At 66.5% G+C, this 14,555-nt stretch carries 16 protein-coding genes; 11 read left to right on the top strand and 5 right to left on the bottom strand.

The annotated features are described in order from the left end of the window. Positions 1 to 40 precede the first annotated feature (40 nt). Together AC6I21_RS11575 and proC are read left to right on the top strand one after the other, a co-directional pair. Positions 41 to 859, top strand: coding sequence for a sugar phosphate isomerase/epimerase family protein (locus tag AC6I21_RS11575; protein ID WP_138176918.1), 819 nt, complete (start codon positions 41 to 43; stop codon positions 857 to 859). Between the two features lie 7 nt (positions 860 to 866). Further along, complete coding sequence (gene proC / locus AC6I21_RS11570; RefSeq protein ID WP_497762411.1) at positions 867 to 1,709, top strand: pyrroline-5-carboxylate reductase; 843 nt, start codon at positions 867 to 869, stop codon at positions 1,707 to 1,709. A gap of 105 nt (positions 1,710 to 1,814) precedes the next feature. On the opposite strand, the gene AC6I21_RS11565 is transcribed toward proC, so the two are convergent. Both AC6I21_RS11565 and AC6I21_RS11560 read right to left on the bottom strand, forming a co-directional pair. After that, positions 1,815 to 2,486 carry a potassium channel family protein gene (locus tag AC6I21_RS11565; RefSeq protein WP_054821453.1) on the bottom strand — a complete coding sequence of 224 codons (672 nt, stop codon included), beginning with the start codon at positions 2,484 to 2,486 and terminating at the stop codon, positions 1,815 to 1,817. Then, on the bottom strand, positions 2,479 to 3,912 hold the full coding sequence (locus AC6I21_RS11560; RefSeq protein ID WP_497762410.1) for a TrkH family potassium uptake protein: 1,434 nt from the start codon (positions 3,910 to 3,912) through the stop codon (positions 2,479 to 2,481). Before AC6I21_RS11560 ends, AC6I21_RS11565 begins: the two co-directional genes overlap by 8 nt. 253 nt (positions 3,913 to 4,165) lie before the next feature. On the opposite strand from AC6I21_RS11560, the gene AC6I21_RS11555 reads away from it, so the two are divergent. From AC6I21_RS11555 to AC6I21_RS11535, 5 genes are all read left to right on the top strand, one after another. After that, positions 4,166 to 5,281, top strand: a complete 1,116-nt coding sequence (locus tag AC6I21_RS11555) for an acetoin utilization protein AcuC (protein WP_346922347.1) — start codon at positions 4,166 to 4,168, stop codon at positions 5,279 to 5,281. Positions 5,282 to 5,332: 51 nt separating this feature from the next. Then, positions 5,333 to 5,800, top strand: a complete 468-nt coding sequence (locus AC6I21_RS11550; RefSeq protein ID WP_497762409.1) for an ArsR/SmtB family transcription factor — start codon at positions 5,333 to 5,335, stop codon at positions 5,798 to 5,800. 159 nt (positions 5,801 to 5,959) lie between these two features. Further along, positions 5,960 to 7,303: an NADP-specific glutamate dehydrogenase gene (gene gdhA / locus AC6I21_RS11545; RefSeq protein ID WP_497762408.1), complete on the top strand. Its 1,344-nt coding sequence runs from the start codon at positions 5,960 to 5,962 to the stop codon at positions 7,301 to 7,303. Positions 7,304 to 7,576: 273 nt separating this feature from the next. Continuing rightward, on the top strand, positions 7,577 to 7,801 hold the full coding sequence (locus AC6I21_RS11540) for a helix-turn-helix domain-containing protein (RefSeq protein ID WP_054822018.1): 225 nt from the start codon (positions 7,577 to 7,579) through the stop codon (positions 7,799 to 7,801). A gap of 149 nt (positions 7,802 to 7,950) precedes the next feature. Next, positions 7,951 to 8,049 carry a 30S ribosomal protein bS22 gene (locus AC6I21_RS11535; protein WP_019174583.1) on the top strand — a complete coding sequence of 33 codons (99 nt, stop codon included), beginning with the start codon at positions 7,951 to 7,953 and terminating at the stop codon, positions 8,047 to 8,049. A gap of 191 nt (positions 8,050 to 8,240) precedes the next feature. Here the strand turns inward: AC6I21_RS11535 and AC6I21_RS11530 are convergent, their stop codons facing one another. After that, entirely contained in the window at positions 8,241 to 9,059 is an 819-nt protein-coding gene (locus tag AC6I21_RS11530; RefSeq protein WP_138926656.1) for an HAD family hydrolase, read from the bottom strand. A gap of 115 nt (positions 9,060 to 9,174) precedes the next feature. Here AC6I21_RS11530 and AC6I21_RS11525 point away from each other — a divergent pair, with 115 nt between their 5' ends. Together AC6I21_RS11525 and AC6I21_RS11520 are read left to right on the top strand one after the other, a co-directional pair. Beyond that, the gene (locus AC6I21_RS11525) at positions 9,175 to 9,423 is read left to right on the top strand and encodes a glutaredoxin family protein (protein WP_246049548.1); all 249 of its coding nucleotides are present in this window, start codon (positions 9,175 to 9,177) and stop codon (positions 9,421 to 9,423) included. 44 nt (positions 9,424 to 9,467) lie between these two features. Beyond that, positions 9,468 to 10,151, top strand: coding sequence for a redox-sensing transcriptional repressor Rex (locus tag AC6I21_RS11520; RefSeq protein ID WP_497762407.1), 684 nt, complete (start codon positions 9,468 to 9,470; stop codon positions 10,149 to 10,151). A 17-nt stretch (positions 10,152 to 10,168) separates the two neighbouring features. Here the strand turns inward: AC6I21_RS11520 and AC6I21_RS11515 are convergent, their stop codons facing one another. Continuing rightward, a complete protein-coding gene (locus AC6I21_RS11515) occupies positions 10,169 to 12,163 on the bottom strand; it encodes a potassium transporter Kup (protein WP_497762406.1) in 1,995 nt (664 codons plus the stop codon). A 155-nt stretch (positions 12,164 to 12,318) separates the two neighbouring features. Continuing rightward, complete coding sequence (locus AC6I21_RS11510) at positions 12,319 to 13,083, bottom strand: hypothetical protein (protein WP_497762405.1); 765 nt, start codon at positions 13,081 to 13,083, stop codon at positions 12,319 to 12,321. 178 nt (positions 13,084 to 13,261) lie between these two features. On the opposite strand from AC6I21_RS11510, the gene AC6I21_RS11505 reads away from it, so the two are divergent. Further along, entirely contained in the window at positions 13,262 to 13,924 is a 663-nt protein-coding gene (locus AC6I21_RS11505) for a histidine phosphatase family protein (protein WP_497762404.1), read from the top strand. 5 nt (positions 13,925 to 13,929) lie between these two features. Continuing rightward, positions 13,930 to 14,550, top strand: coding sequence for a TlpA family protein disulfide reductase (locus AC6I21_RS11500; RefSeq protein ID WP_346923007.1), 621 nt, complete (start codon positions 13,930 to 13,932; stop codon positions 14,548 to 14,550). Positions 14,551 to 14,555: the final 5 nt, after the last annotated feature.

Here is a 14,555-nt window from a genome sequence, read left to right as displayed (position 1 = left end):
GTTGATCGGCACACCAGTGCTTGGAAGAAGGGGCTGAGTCATGCAAGAGCCTGCAACAACGTCAATCCCCATCACGCTGTCCAGTGCCTCGGTCTACCCCCTGACCGTGCACGACGCGTTCGCGGTGGCCAAGGATGTGGGCTACGACGGGCTGGAGGTGCTGATCACCGGCAACCAGGCCACCCAGTCGGCCACCGCCCTGCTGGCGCTGATGGACAAGTACCAGCTGCCCATTCGGGCCATCCACGCCCCGACGCTGCTGCTCACCCAGCAGGTGTGGGGCTCGGCGTGGGCAAAAATCGAACGCTCGGTCATCCTGGCCCAGGCCGTGGGGGCCGAGGTCGTCGTGGCCCACCCGCCGTTCCGCTGGCAGGGGAACTATGCCCTGGAGTTCGCCGGGGGAGTGCAGCGGCTGACCGACTCGACCGGGATGAAGATCGCGGTGGAGAACATGTACCCGTGGCGGGCCCGCGGACGCGAAGCGAAGATGTACCTGCCGCACTGGGACCCGGTACCGCAGTCCTACCCGCACGTCACCTGGGATTTCTCCCACGCGGCGATTGCTGAGATGGATTCGCGCAAGGCCGTGGAGCAGCTGGGGGAGCGCCTGGCGCACCTGCACCTGTGCGACGGGCTGAACAACGGCAAGGACGAACACCTGGTGCCCGGGCGCGGCACCCAGCCGGTGGCCGAAACCCTGCAGTACCTGCGCGACACCGACTTTGGCGGGGTCATCGCGGTGGAGGTCTCCACCCGCAAGGCCAAGGGCACCGGGCAGAAGGAACAGTGGCTGGGGGAAACCCTCGAATACGCCCGCACCCACCTGGCGCTGCCGGATACCGCAGATCGAACGAAGTAAGGACACCATGAGCGAACTGACCAACTCGTTGACCCTGGCCTTTTTGGGCACCGGCTCCATGAACGGGGCGATCCTGCGCGGCATCCTGGGAGCCGGGCACGACCCGAAGCTGATCACCGCGACCATCCGCAGCGACGCGCGTGAGGCCGAGCTGCGCGAGCTGGGAGTGAACGTGGTGGTGACCGGGCAGGATCCCGAGGCGAACGCGCGGGTCGCGGCCGAGGCGGACGTCGTCTTCCTGGGGGTCAAGCCGGTGGGGATCACCGAGCTGTGCGACCAGATCTCCGCAGCGCTGCGCCCGCAGACCGTGATTGTTTCGGTGGCCGCGGCCATCACCCTGCAGTCCATGGCCGCCCACCTGCCGCAGGACCAGCCGCTGGTGCGCGCCATGCCCAACACCCCGCTGCAGGTGGGGGCCGGGGTGGTGGGCCTTAGCCCGGCCGCGGCCGTCAGTGAACAGCAGCTGCAGCAGGTCATTGACCTGTTCGCCGGCTCCGGTGAGGTGCACGTGATCGAGGAGGCCCAGCAGGACGCGCTCTCGGCGATCTCCGGCTCCGGGCCGGCCTACGGCTTCTTCCTGGCCGAGGCGATGGCCAAGGCCGGGATGAAGTTGGGCCTTGACGAGCAGCTGGCCATCGACCTGGCCAGGGCCACCGTCGCCGGGGCCGGGAAGATGCTGGCCGATCCGCAGGCGAACCCCGGGCAGCTGCGCAAGAAGGTCACCAGCCCCAATGGCACCACCGAGCAGGCGATCGCCACCTTCCAAAAGGGCGGCATGGAGCAGCTCATCGCCGACGGCGCCGCCGCCGCCGCCCAGCGCGCCGCCCAGATCAGCCGCGAACTGGGCTAGCCGGCACAAGCCGGGAACACGCGCAGCACGCTCACGCAAAGGCCGGCGGCCTGGACCCTTCGGGGTTCTGGCTGCCGGCCGTGGTCTTTGGGCGTCCGGGCCCGGCTAGGGGCGGGAGGCGAAGCGCTCGAGCAGATCCACGTGGCCGGAGACGATCAGCACGTCACGGCGGGTGACCACCGTATCGGGCACGGCGTAGGTGAAGTCCTCGCCGGGGGACTTCACCCCCACAATCGTCACCCCGTACTTGGAACGCACATTGGATTCGGCCAGGGTGAAGCCCTGGGTTTCCTTCGGCGGGTACATCTTCACGATCGCGAACCCGTCATCGAATTCGATGAAGTCCAGCATCCGCCCGCCCACCAGGTGGGCGGCGCGCACCCCGGCGTCCGCTTCCGGGTAGATCACGTGGTTCGCCCCGATGCGGGTGAGGATCTTGCCGTGGGCCGGGGTGATCGCCTTGACCCACAGGTGCTCGATCCCCAGATCCACCAGGTTCACGGTGATCAGCACGGAGGACTCGATGGAGGTGCCCACCCCGACCACGGCGGAGGAGAATTCCTGGGCGCCCAACTGGCGCAGCGCGTCGATGTTCGTGGCGTCCGCGGCCACCACGTGGGTCAGCGAACTGGCCCACTTCTGCACCAGTTCGGGGTCACGTTCAATGGCCAGGACCTCACGGCCCTGCTTGACCAGCTGCTCGGCCACCGCGATGCCGAATCGGCCCAGCCCGATCACCAGGACCGGAGCATTGTGCGAAATAGATCTATCAGCCAATGATCGGCCTCTCTTCCGGGAACTGGTACAGGGTATCGCGCTGGCGCATGGTCAGCGCGCTTGCCAAGGTAATGCTACCGATGCGCCCGGCGAACATCAGCGCCGAGAGCACGTATTTGCCCTCCGGGGGCAGTTCGGCCGAAACATTCATGCTCAGCCCCACGGTGCCAAAAGCGGAGATTGATTCGAACAGCGCCCGCTGGAAGGAGAGCGTGTCATCAATGACCAGCAGCGCCCCCACCGCCACCGCCACCAGCGTGGCACCGAGCACGACCACCGAGATCGCCACGCGCATGGTGCTCTCGGGCAGGCGGCGGCCAAAGGCGCGCACCTCCTTGTCGCCGCGCACCTCGGCGAAGATCGCCAGGAACATCACCGCAATGGTGGTGACCTTGATGCCGCCGGCGGTGGAGGCCGAGCCGCCGCCGGCGAACATCAGCGCATCGGTCAGCAGCACCGTCACCGGCTGCATGTCGGAGGGCTCCACCAGGTTCATCCCGCCCGAACGCATCATCACCGAGGCGAAGAGCGCATTGACGATCTTCTCCCCGACATCCTCCGCGCCGATGGTGCGCTGGTTGTTCCATTCAAAGAGCAGCCACAGCACGGTGCCGCTCAGCAACAGGATCGTGGTGGTCAGCAGCGTCAGCTTCGCATGCAGCGTCCAGCGCCGGTGGTTCAGCCGGTGCGCGGCCAACACCATGATCACCGGGAAGCCCAGCGAACCGACGAATACCCCGAGCATCAGCGGGATCAGGATCCACAGGTCCATCTCATAGGGCACCAGCCCATTGGAGTGCGGGGTGAAGCCCACATTGTTAAACGCCGAGACGGCGTAGAACACCCCGTGCCAGATCGCCGAGAGCGGGCCTTCGCCCAGCACGTAGAAGCGTGGAATCAGCAGCAGCGAGAGCAGGCCCTGCAGGGTGATCGCGGTCAGGATCACCACGCGCAGCAGCGAACCAACCTCACCCAGGGTGGAGGTCGCGGCCGTGTTCATCGAACTTTGCGCCACCAGCTTCCCGCGCACGCCCAGGCGCTTGGACACCGCCAGGGAGAGCAGGGAGGCGATCGTGAGGATCCCCAACCCGCCAATGAACATCGCCACCAGAAGAATCAGCTGGCCAAAGAACGACCAGTGCACCGCGGTGCTCACCGTGGTCAGACCGGTCACGCACACCGCGGAGACGGCCGTGAACAGCGCGTCGTGCAGCGCGGTGGGTTCGCCGCTGGCCGAGGCGAAGGGCGCGGAGAGCAGCGCGGTGAACAGGGTGATCACCAGCAGGAACGCGCCTAGGGCCAGCCGGGCGGGGGAGCGGGCGGTGAAGTCGGACAGTGCCGCCTTGACGCGCAACAGCTGCTTGCGTTTGCGTAACCACAAGCTGTCAGCGGGCCCGCTGGGGCGCTGCTGCATGGGGTCGCTCATCGATGCCTCTCCTGCGGGAAAGAAGTGGGGATAGAAGTACTGACTCTTCAGAGTAATCTACGCCCCGCACCGCCTGCGCGCAGGCGCACGCGGCGCCAAGGTAGCACTGGGGCACAAATGTGAGCCGACGCATTGAGTTCGGTCACAATCCGGTAGCGTAGAAGACGTGCTACAACCTCAACGTGCTCCGCGCCCGACACTGGTGGTCTGGGATGAAAAGTACCTGCAGTACAAATTCAGCGACTACCACCCCATGCATCCCTCCCGCCTGGAGCTGACCATGCGCCTGAGCCAGGAGCTGGGGGTGATGCGCGGGGCGAACCTGGAGGTGGCACCGCCCACCGTTGCCGCGGACAGCGAACTGCTCACCGTGCATTCGCAGGACTACCTGGACCAGGTGCGCAGGGTCAGCCAGGACCCCACCCTCCAGGCCCCGGACTATGGGCTGGGCACGGAGGATGATCCGGCGTTCGCCGGCATGCACGAGGCCAGCGCCCGGCTCTTTGGCGGCTCGCTGGTCGCCGCCGAGGCCATCGTGCAGCAAAAGGCGGTGCGGGCAGTGAACTTCGCCGGCGGGATGCACCATGCGGCGCGGGAGAAGGCCAGCGGGTTCTGCATCTACAACGATGCGGCCGCCGCCATCCAGTACCTGCTGGATCAGGGGGTGCAGCGGGTGTGCTACATCGACGTGGACGCGCACCACGGGGACGGCACCGAATCCCTGTTCTGGGATGAGGAGCGGGTGCTGACCATCTCCATCCACGAATCCGGGATGAGCCTGTTTCCCGGCACCGGGTTCGCCAACGAGATCGGCGGGGAGCGGGCGCGTGGCAGTGCGGTGAACCTGGCGCTGCCGGCGATGACCGGGGACGCCGGCTGGATGCGGGCCTACCATGCGGTGGTGCCGCAGCTGGTGAAGGCCTTTGAACCCGAGGTGATCGTCTCCCAGCACGGCTGCGACTCGCACCGGGACGATGACCTGACCAACCTGAAGCTGTCCGTTGATGCCCAACGCCAGGTGGCGCTGGATATCTCCCAGCTGGCGGATGAGGTCTGCGAGGGCCGGTGGATCGCCACCGGTGGGGGCGGGTACAACGTCACCGCCGTGGTGCCGCGCACCTGGAGCCACCTGATCGCGATTGCCGCGGACAAGCCGGTGCCGCTGCGCACCTATGTGCCCGAGACCTTCCGGCGCTACGTGCTGGAAACCTACGGCAAGGCGATGCCGTACCTGATGGGGGACGACGCGGAGCTGTGGTGGCGCAACTGGGAGATCGGCTACGACCCGGCCGACCCGGTGGACCGTTCCATCATCGCCACCCGCAAGGAAGTCTTCCCGCTCTACGGACTGGACCCCTGGTTCGACTAGCCCCGCCCCGGCACCGGCTACCGGCAAAACGCCCTATATGCCGCTAGGGTTATGTCTGTGGCTATTGATGAACTGTTCGCAGCGCTGGCCGAACCGACCCGGCGGCGCATCATGGAGGAACTGAAGGACGAGGCCCTGGCCGTGGGGATGCTGGTCGAGCGCCTGCAGATCTCCCAGCCCACCGTGTCCAAGCACCTGAAGGTGCTGCGCGAGGCGTCGCTGGTGAGCATGACCGCCCAGGGCCAGCGCCGCATCTATGCCCTGGACCTGGCCGCCATTGAGACCCTGGGCCAGTGGTGCGCGGACTTCCTGCCCGAGCCGCAGCCGGCGGAGGAAACCGCCGCCCAGCTCACCGAGGTCACCGCCGCGACCGCTGCGGTGATGCCCGCGAACGCCGGCACCCCGGCCACCACCGCCGCCCAGCAGCTGGGGCGCACCGTGGGGCGCAGCCTGGAACACGTCACCGGCCGGGCCCATGAACTGATTGAGCGTTTCCCCCGTTTCGGGCGCAAACGCTAGGCTGCGCACCACCGCCGAACGTTACGTGCGGCACAAAAAAATTGACGTAAAATTTCCGACATCGCGCACCACCGTGGCATTCTCTTCGGTGGGGCAGTGACGCCGGTTCTGCGGTAGAACTCTGCCCCAGCGCCTGCCCCAAGTGATGAGGAGAGTAACTTGGACCAGCATTTAGCGACTATCCGCGATGAGGTATTCCGCAGGAATCCCGGGGAAGCCGAATTCCACCAGGCCGTTACCGAGGTTTTCGAGAGCCTCGAAGCCGTCTCCCAGAAGCACCCGGAATACGCCGAAGCCGCGATCCTGCAGCGCATGTGCGAGCCGGAACGCCAGATCATCTTCCGTGTGCCGTGGACCGATGACGCCGGACGGGTTCAGATCAACCGCGGCTTCCGCGTCGAGTTCAACTCCGCGCTGGGCCCCTACAAGGGCGGACTGCGCTTCCACCCCTCGGTCTACCTGGGCACCGTGAAGTTCCTGGGCTTTGAACAGATCTTCAAGAACTCGCTGACCGGCATGCCCATCGGCGGCGGCAAGGGCGGTTCGGACTTCGACCCGCGCGGCAAGTCCGATGCGGAGGTCATGCGCTTCTGCCAGTCCTTCATGACCGAGCTGTACCGGCACATCGGCGAATACACCGACGTCCCGGCCGGGGACATTGGCGTGGGCGGGCGCGAGATCGGCTTCCTGTTCGGCCAGTACAAGCGCATCACCAACCGCTACGAGTCCGGGGTGCTCACCGGCAAGGGGCTGAGCTGGGGCGGGTCCCTGGTGCGTCCGGAAGCCACCGGCTACGGTGCGGTCCTCTTCGCCCAGGAGATGCTCGCCACCCGCAACACCAGCTTTGAGGGCCAGCGTGTGGTGGTCTCCGGGTCGGGCAACGTGGCGATCCACGCAATCGAAAAGGCCCAGCAGTTCGGCGCCCACGTGGTGGCGGCCTCGGATTCGGGCGGCTACATCGTGGATGAGAACGGCATCGATGTTCCGCTGCTGCGCCAGATCAAGGAAGTTGAGCGCGAGCGGATCAGCGAATACACCAAGCGCCGCGGCAGCAAGAAGGCCCGCTACGTTGCGGACGGGAACGTGTGGGACGAAAAGTGCACGGTCGCCCTTCCCTGCGCCACCCAGAACGAGTTGGGGGCCAGCTCGGCCAAGAAGATGATTTCCGGTGGGCTGATCGCGGTGGCCGAAGGCGCGAACATGCCCTGCACCGCCCAGGCGGTTTCCCTGTTCCAGGACGCCGGGGTGCTCTTCGGCCCGGGCAAGGCGGCCAACGCCGGTGGCGTGGCCACCTCCGCGCTGGAAATGCAGCAGAACGCCAGCCGTGACTCCTGGTCCTTCGCCCACACCGAGCGCCGCCTGAGTGAAATCATGATCGGCATCCACGACCGGTGCGCGGCCACGGCCGAGGAATACGGGGTACCGGGCAACTACGTGGCCGGGGCGAACATTGCCGGTTTCGTGAAGGTCGCCGACGCGATGCTCGCCCAGGGGCTGATCTAAGCCCGGGCTTCGGCCTTCGGGCCGGGCACGGCCTTGGAACCGCGGGCGCGGCCGCAGGCGACAGCCACGGCCGCGCCCGCGGCGTGTCCGGCACCTTGCGGATCGCGAACTACTGGTGCGTGCGCGTGTGTTCATGCTTCGAAAAGCGGTCGGCCACCCAGTAGACTATGGTGAAGGTGTACGTGACGTTACCGACGTTGATCACAAGTCGAAGAAGTTCATGTATGCCGACAGCGCGACGAAACAGAGATCAGCGTCAGGAGAAAGTCCCCTATGGCGGATAAACAGAATTTTGCTGGAGCACGATTCATGACTGTGGCCGAGGTGGCCGAGATGATGCGTGTTTCAAAGATGACCGTTTATCGTCTGATCCACGCCGGTGATTTACCCGCCGTGCAGTTCGGCCGCTCCTATCGCGTTCCGGAAAACGCCGTTGAAGCCTACCTGCAGGCCGCAGGTGTCGATCCTCACAGGGGAACTGGATCGTACGGCAGGTAGACGGCAGATAGGATGACCGTGGTCAGAAACCGGCCATGGAGCGGGTAACCTATTAAGGAACGTTTAACGTCCGGTCGGCCGTGCGTGAAGCCTTTGTTGGCTTGATGGTAACGCGGTCGATGCATTTATTTAGTCTGTGAGGAACCACTATGGGCTCAGTTGTTAAGAAGCGCCGCAAGCGTATGTCGAAGAAGAAGCACCGCAAGCTGCTTCGCAAGACTCGCCACCAGCGCCGCAACAAGAAGTAGTCTCGCACCGCGAAACACGTTCTTGGAGATGATCGCCATCGCCCGAAGGCTTTGCCCTTGGCGGTGGCGATTGTTGTATCCCCAAGCTGTCGACGGCGTGCCGCCGCAGGACCGGGCCGCCTTCGACACCGGCACCCCCACCAAGCAGCTACCTGATGGGCGATGGCGGAGGCGTTGGGCGCTGAGACCGGTTAGCGGCCGCCGCCGTGCCGCAGCCGCTGCAGGCTGCGCCGGGCCGCCCACAGGGCGCCAATGACCCCGGCCAGCTTCAGGCTCACGCGGGCCGCACGCTGCCCGGTGCGGAAGTCATAAACCTGCCAGCCGCGCTCCTTGGCGTAGGCGCGCAGCCGGGCATCGGGGTTGATGGCCACCGGGTGGCCGACAACCTCCAGCAACGGCACGTCATTGTAGGAATCCGAGTATCCCCAGGACCCGGCGAGATTGATGTTCTGCTGCTGGGCCAGCTCCAGCACCGCCTGCGCCTTGTCCGCGCCGTGAAGGATGGGGCCGGTCAGCCGTCCGGTGTATTCCCCGTTTTCGCTTTCCACCCGGGTTCCCAGGGCTCCGGTCAGTTCCAGGCGCCGGGCGATCACCCCGGCCACCTCGGTGGGGGTGGCGGTGACCAGCCAGACCTCGCGCCCCACGTTCAGGTGCTGGCGGGCAATGGCCACGGTCCCGCCCCACAGCTTGGGGTGAATGAATTCGTCATAGATCTCATCCCCGAGCTCGCGCATCTGCTCGACCTTCACCCCGCGCACCATGTCCAGGGCCCGGTCACGGATGGCGGTGATGTCGCCCAGGTGCTCCCCACGGGCCAGGAAGCTGAGCTGCTTGAGCGCGAAGAACAGCACCTCGCGGAAGTGGAAGAACTTGTGCTGGTGCATCTTGCGGGCCACCGCGTACAGCGAGGCTCCGCGCACCAGGGTGTTGTCAACGTCAAAGAACGCCGCGATCCGCCCCTCGGTGGGGGCAGGATGCTGCGCAGTGTCCCGTACTTCGTTGGCTTCCATTAGCCCAAGTTTAGCCGGTGGCCCTGCGCTTCTTCCCGAGGGGCCGGCCCCGGGCGGGGCGTCGCAAAGCGGCGCCAACACCCGTGCCCGGGATGCGGCGTGAGAACATGGAAGGGTGAAACAGACTCCCGAAATCCAGCTGTTGGTGCGCCAGGAATGCCATTTGTGCGCTGCCGCCCGCCAGACCGTGGCCGAGGTGACCTCGCGCCTGGGAATGAGCTTCAGTGAAGTGGACATCGACACCCGCCCAGAATTGCGTGAGCAACACCATGAAGAGGTGCCGGTGCTGCTGATCGACGGGCAGGTCCGGGACTTCTGGCGAATCGACCCGCAACGGCTCGAACGCCTGCTGCGCGAGCACTAGGCCACAGCCCGTTCCGCCGCTGACCCCAACCGAAAGGGCCCTCCTTGCCCCTATCCGAACCGCGAATCCTGCCCGAGGCCACGCTGATGCGTCTAACGCAGTACCTGCGGGCCTTGAACGCCCTGGACACCCAGGGCGTGGAACGCACCAGTTCGGGGGTCCTGGCCGAGGCGGCCGGGGTGAATCCGGCGATCCTGCGCAAGGACCTGTCGCTGCTGGGCTCCTACGGCACCCGCGGGGTGGGCTACGTGGTGCGTGAACTGGCCGACCACATCAGCCGCACCCTGGGCCTGGATCAGGACTGGCGGGTCCTGATCATCGGGGCCGGCAACCTCGGGCGCGCCCTGAGCGGGTACGCCGGATTCCGTTCCCGCGGCTTCCACGTCAAGGCCATGCTGGACAGCGACCCGGACCTTGTGGGGCATCTGGTCGGGGAACTGGTGGTGCGCGACGCAGCCGAACTGGGTGCGGTGGTCACCGAGCAGCAGATCAACATCGCGGTGCTGGCGGTGCCCGGCGCGGCGGCTCAGCCGCTGGTGGACCAGCTGGCCGATGCCGGGGTGAAAAGCATCCTCAGCTTCGCCCCGCACGTCATCCGTGCCCCCAGGGGGGTGGAGGTGCGCCGGGTGGATCTGTCCACCGAACTGCAGATCCTGGCCTACCACGCGGTGCGCAACGACCTGGAAACCGGGCAGGGGCCACTGTCCGGGTTGGGGACCGAAACCTAGGATTCTTGGGCTCCACCTCAGAGCCGCACCTCGGAGCCGAGCACGATGGTGCGTTCGGGCGGCAGCTGGAACATTTCCGCGCGCGGGGCCTGGTTCTTCTCCAATGCCACAAACAGCCTGCGCCGCCACCGGCGCAGGCTTTCCGGGTGCGGGCTGTGCAAGGTGAGCACCGAGAGGAAATACAGCGCCTGGCTGAAATCGATGTCGCACTCAGGCACCTGGTCGTGCACCAGCGCCAGGTTCGCCGGAATGTTCTGCCGGTCCAGGTAGCCGGTGTGGATGGTGATCCGGGTGATGCCGTGGCTGGCGCTCAAATGCTGGTCCACCTCAAAGCGCGAGTGCACCGGTACGTGCGGGCGGTGCGCGTAGGCGATCCGCACGATCACCACTTGTTCGTGCAGCATCCGGAAAATCCGGGTGCACAGCAGCAACGACAGGGGAGTGCTGTGCAGGTTCGGGTGCGGGAAGACCGCCACCCCGGCCGTACGGCGCAGGTTGGTGGCGGACAGTGCTTCCACGAAGCCGCTGAATGAGCCCTCCAGCTCGGCCCGGTAGGCCGCCACGGTGCGGAACCCGCGCTGCCAGGTGGTCATCACCACCAGCATGCCCCCGGCCAGGGCCAGCGGCACCCAGCCCCCGGAAAGCAGCTTGGCCGAGTTCGCCGCCAGCAGCACCACTTCCAGCAGTCCGATGGCCAGCAGGTAGGCTCCGACCTTCCACCAGCGCCAGCGCCACACCAGCACCGCGAAGATCAGGAAGATTACCGATTCCAGCAGCAGGGTCCCGGTCACCGCCAGGCCGTAGGCGTTGGCCAGCCCGGACGAGGACCCGGCGACCACCATCACGGTGAGCACCGCGGCCAACAGTACCCAGTTCACGCCGGGAAGGTAGATTTGTTCCTCGTCGCGCCGGGAGGTGTACTTCACGCTCAGCCGGGGCAGCAACCCCAACCGCATCGCCTGGCGGGTCACCGAGTAGGCCCCGGCAATCACCGCCTGGGAGGCGATCACGGTGGCCAGCGTGGCATAGATGACCAGCGGCACCCGCAGGGCCGGCGGGGCCAGGTAGAACATCGGGTTTTCCACCGCCTGCGGGGTACCCAGCACCAGGGCGCCCTGCCCCAGGTACACCAGCAGCAGGGCGGGCATCACCACCCACAGCCATGCCCGGCGCACCGCCCGGGCGCCGAACAGGCCCATGTCCGCGTACAGGGCCTCGGCCCCGGTCACCGTCAGCACGATCGCCCCAAACAGGATGAACCCCTGCACCGGGTGGTTCAGCAGCAGCAGGCCGGCCCACTGTGGGGACAATCCCAGCAGGATCTGCGGGTGCGCGGCGATCTGCGGCAGCCCCAGCGCCGCCAGGAGGAGGAACCAGCCGAGCATGATCGGTCCCAGGGCGCGGGCGACCCTGCCGGTGCCGAAGGGCTGGATGGCGAACAAAACCAGCAGCACGGCCACGGCCGCCGGGAGGATGAGCCCGGCCAGGGCCGGGGAGACGGTGGCTAGCCCCTCCACGGCGCTGAGCACGGAGATTGCCGGGGTGATCACCGAGTCGCCGAAGAACAGCGCCGCCCCGGCCATCGCCAGCACGGTGACCAGCACCATGCCTCGGGCGGAGGTCAGCCGGGAGCGCAGCAGCCCCAGCAGCGCCAGGATCCCGCCCTGCCCATGGTTGTCTGCCCGGGTCACCAGCAGCACATACTTCACCGTGACGATCAGGGTCAGTGTCCACAACACCATGGAGATCACCCCGTAGAGGTTCTCGGCGTCCACGGGCACCGCGTTGTGCTCCATGCTGAAGGCGGTGTGCAACGCGTACAGCGGACTGGTGCCGATATCCCCAAAGACCACCCCCAGGGCCCCCAGCCCCGCCGTGGCCGCCCCCTGGGAGCTGATGCCGCGGCCCCGGTTGGGCCCGGCGGTGGCGCGCTTTGCCTGAGGTGACGGGTCCGACCTTGGAAAACGGTTCGGGCGGTGGTGCGGCCTGCTGGTCCGGTGCTGGGCAACCATGACCTTATTGTGCGCCCCTTGACGGGGAAAGGAACCGGTGGACCGGGGATATTTTTCTCGGGAACCGGCCAGGCGTTAACGACCGAACCCCACCGGCGCTCCGGGCCGTGAGGCCGGTGCCGGTGGGGTTCGAAGGCTGGGTGAGCGGGTGTGGTCTAGCGGTAGCCGGCCTGCCGGGCGGCGCGGCGCTGGGCAATGTACTGGCTGGAGGGACGCAGCCAGGAGCACACGACGCCGGCGATGCCCAGCAGCACGCTGGCCACGTAGGCGGTGGTCAACATTCCCACGTCCGCGGCATTGGCGTACATGGCGATGGTCGGCACCACGCTCAGCAGGCCCAGCAGCGACAGGGCGGCCAGGATGGTGGCGATGATGCGCATGGCGTTCACGCCGCGGCCAACGAAGAAGCCAACCAGGAAGTAGGCGATCAGGGTCAGGACAATCGAGACCATGGTGAAGGCGGTCATCGCCCCGGAAATCGCGTTCATCATCTGGTCGGGGTTCTCCAGCATCTGCTGCAGCTGCGGGTCATTGCCCAGGCTCGGATCCGCTTCCATCTGGCGGCGCAGTTCGGACTGGAACAGGTCCCACTCCGAACGGATGATGCCGGCGAAGAACTGGGTGCGGTCCAGCAGCCAGCTGCTCAGGGCCGAGACCACACCGGCGGCCAGGATCAGCCAGAACGCCAGCTGCAGGGTGCGGGGACGCTCTGCCGGGGGCTGCACCGGAGCGTACCCGCCGGCTGGCGGGTAGGCGTACTGCGGGGGCTGGGCATAGGGATTGGCTTGTTGTGAAGGATCCGGCTGCCCGTACGGGTTGGAGCCGTACGCCGGGGGTTGGGGCGCCGCACCCCCGTAGGGGTTGTAGGGCGTGGAACCCTGCGGCTGGTCGCCGGGCTGGTTCGGGTCAGTGGAACTCATGGGAACTTCCTTCATGCGACTGCTGGATTATCTACCACAACCCTAGTGGATGGGGGTTTGCGCCGGACACCTCCGAAAGGATGGTTTTTGTATATGCGAATCCCATGCGCAGGCTGTGAAAACTTGAGTGTGGCCACAATCCGACGGTTTTCCCGAAAATCTTTGAGAGAATGAGTCCATGCCTAAATCGACCGTCCATTTGCTGCGCCATGGGGAAGTGCAGAACCCCGATCGCATCCTCTACGGGCGGATCCCCGGTTACGGGTTATCCGAACTGGGAATGGAAATGGCCGAACGCGCCGGAAAGCACTTCGGCGAGCAGGCCGCGGAGGGCGCGAAACTGGTGCGCCTGGTCGCCTCCCCGCTGCTGCGGGCCCAGCAAACCGCTGCCCCCACCGCCGCGGCCCTGGAACTGCCGATCCTCACCGATGAGCGGGTCATCGAGGCCGGGAACCGTTTTGAGGGTCTGTCCCGCATTGCCAACCGCCTGCGGGAGCCGCGCTACTGGCCCTACATCATCAACCCGCTCAAGCCCTCCTGGGGCGAACCCTACAGCGAACAGGTCGATCGGATGCGCCTGGCCATGCAGGAGCACCGCAGGGCCGCGGTCGCCGAGGCCGGGGACGGCGCCGAGGTGGTCATCGTCTCCCACCAGCTGCCGATCTGGGTGACCCGCCGCGCCTCCCAGGGCCAGCGCCTGTGGCATGATCCGCGCCAGCGCGAATGCACGCTGACCTCGATCACCAGTTTTGAATTCTCGGACGACCAGTTGGTGAACCTGTCGTACCACGAACCGTGCGCCGACCTGCTGGCCGGTGCCGCAAACATCCCTGGAGCCTGACACCCATGACTGATTCGTCGAATCCCGCAGCACGCATCGGGCGGCGGAGCCTGTTGCGTTCGGCGTTCCTGGCCGCCGCGGTGATTCCGCTGGCCGCCTGCGCCACCGATGACCCGCTGGCCGAACAGGCCCGCAGCGGGGACAACAAGAACTACATCGCCGGGGACGGCGCGGTGGAGGAATACGCGGTCGAAAAGCGCACCGACCCGGTGCAGATCAGCGCCAGCACCTATCAGGGCACCAAGGTGGAGCTGGCCCAGTTCCAGGGCGCGCCGGTGGTCATGAACTTCTGGTACGCCGCCTGCGCCCCGTGCCGCATCGAGGCCCCACACCTGCGCAAGCTCAGCGAGGAATTCGGGGAAAAGGTCCATTTCTTGGGCGTGAACGTGCGTGATGAGAAGGAAGCGGCGCTGGCCTTCGAACGCACCTTCAAGATCCCCTATGAGTCCGTGCAGGACACCGACGGGAAGATCCAGCTGGCCATGACCCAATACGTGCCGCTGCAGGCGGTGCCCACCACCCTGGTGCTCGACCGCCAGGGCCGGGTGCGCGCCCGGGTGATCGGTGCCGTGGAGGAAACCACCCTGCGTGCCCTGATCAAGTCTGGACTGAACGAGGAACTGTGAACCTG

Source organism: Glutamicibacter sp. St.4D3, assembly GCF_059728615.1.
The sequence above is the reverse complement of the archived record's forward strand: the minus strand, read 5'-3'. Positions and strand labels throughout refer to the sequence as shown.

Excerpts from the sequence above, each read along its gene's own strand:
- AC6I21_RS11505 (WP_497762404.1), top strand. The coding sequence starts at position 13,262 with ATGCCTAAATCGACCGTCCATTTGCTGCGCCATGGGGAAGTGCAGAAC.
- AC6I21_RS11575 (WP_138176918.1), top strand. The coding sequence starts at position 41 with ATGCAAGAGCCTGCAACAACGTCAATCCCCATCACGCTGTCCAGTGCC.
- proC (WP_497762411.1), top strand. The coding sequence starts at position 867 with ATGAGCGAACTGACCAACTCGTTGACCCTGGCCTTTTTGGGCACCGGC.
- AC6I21_RS11500 (WP_346923007.1), top strand. The coding sequence starts at position 13,930 with ATGACTGATTCGTCGAATCCCGCAGCACGCATCGGGCGGCGGAGCCTG.
- AC6I21_RS11555 (WP_346922347.1), top strand. The coding sequence starts at position 4,166 with ATGCATCCCTCCCGCCTGGAGCTGACCATGCGCCTGAGCCAGGAGCTG.
- AC6I21_RS11550 (WP_497762409.1), top strand. The coding sequence starts at position 5,333 with ATGTCTGTGGCTATTGATGAACTGTTCGCAGCGCTGGCCGAACCGACC.
- AC6I21_RS11515 (WP_497762406.1), bottom strand. The coding sequence starts at position 12,163 with ATGGTTGCCCAGCACCGGACCAGCAGGCCGCACCACCGCCCGAACCGT.
- AC6I21_RS11540 (WP_054822018.1), top strand. The coding sequence starts at position 7,577 with ATGGCGGATAAACAGAATTTTGCTGGAGCACGATTCATGACTGTGGCC.
- AC6I21_RS11560 (WP_497762410.1), bottom strand. The coding sequence starts at position 3,912 with ATGAGCGACCCCATGCAGCAGCGCCCCAGCGGGCCCGCTGACAGCTTG.
- AC6I21_RS11535 (WP_019174583.1), top strand. The coding sequence starts at position 7,951 with ATGGGCTCAGTTGTTAAGAAGCGCCGCAAGCGTATGTCGAAGAAGAAG.
- AC6I21_RS11510 (WP_497762405.1), bottom strand. The coding sequence starts at position 13,083 with ATGAGTTCCACTGACCCGAACCAGCCCGGCGACCAGCCGCAGGGTTCC.
- AC6I21_RS11530 (WP_138926656.1), bottom strand. The coding sequence starts at position 9,059 with ATGGAAGCCAACGAAGTACGGGACACTGCGCAGCATCCTGCCCCCACC.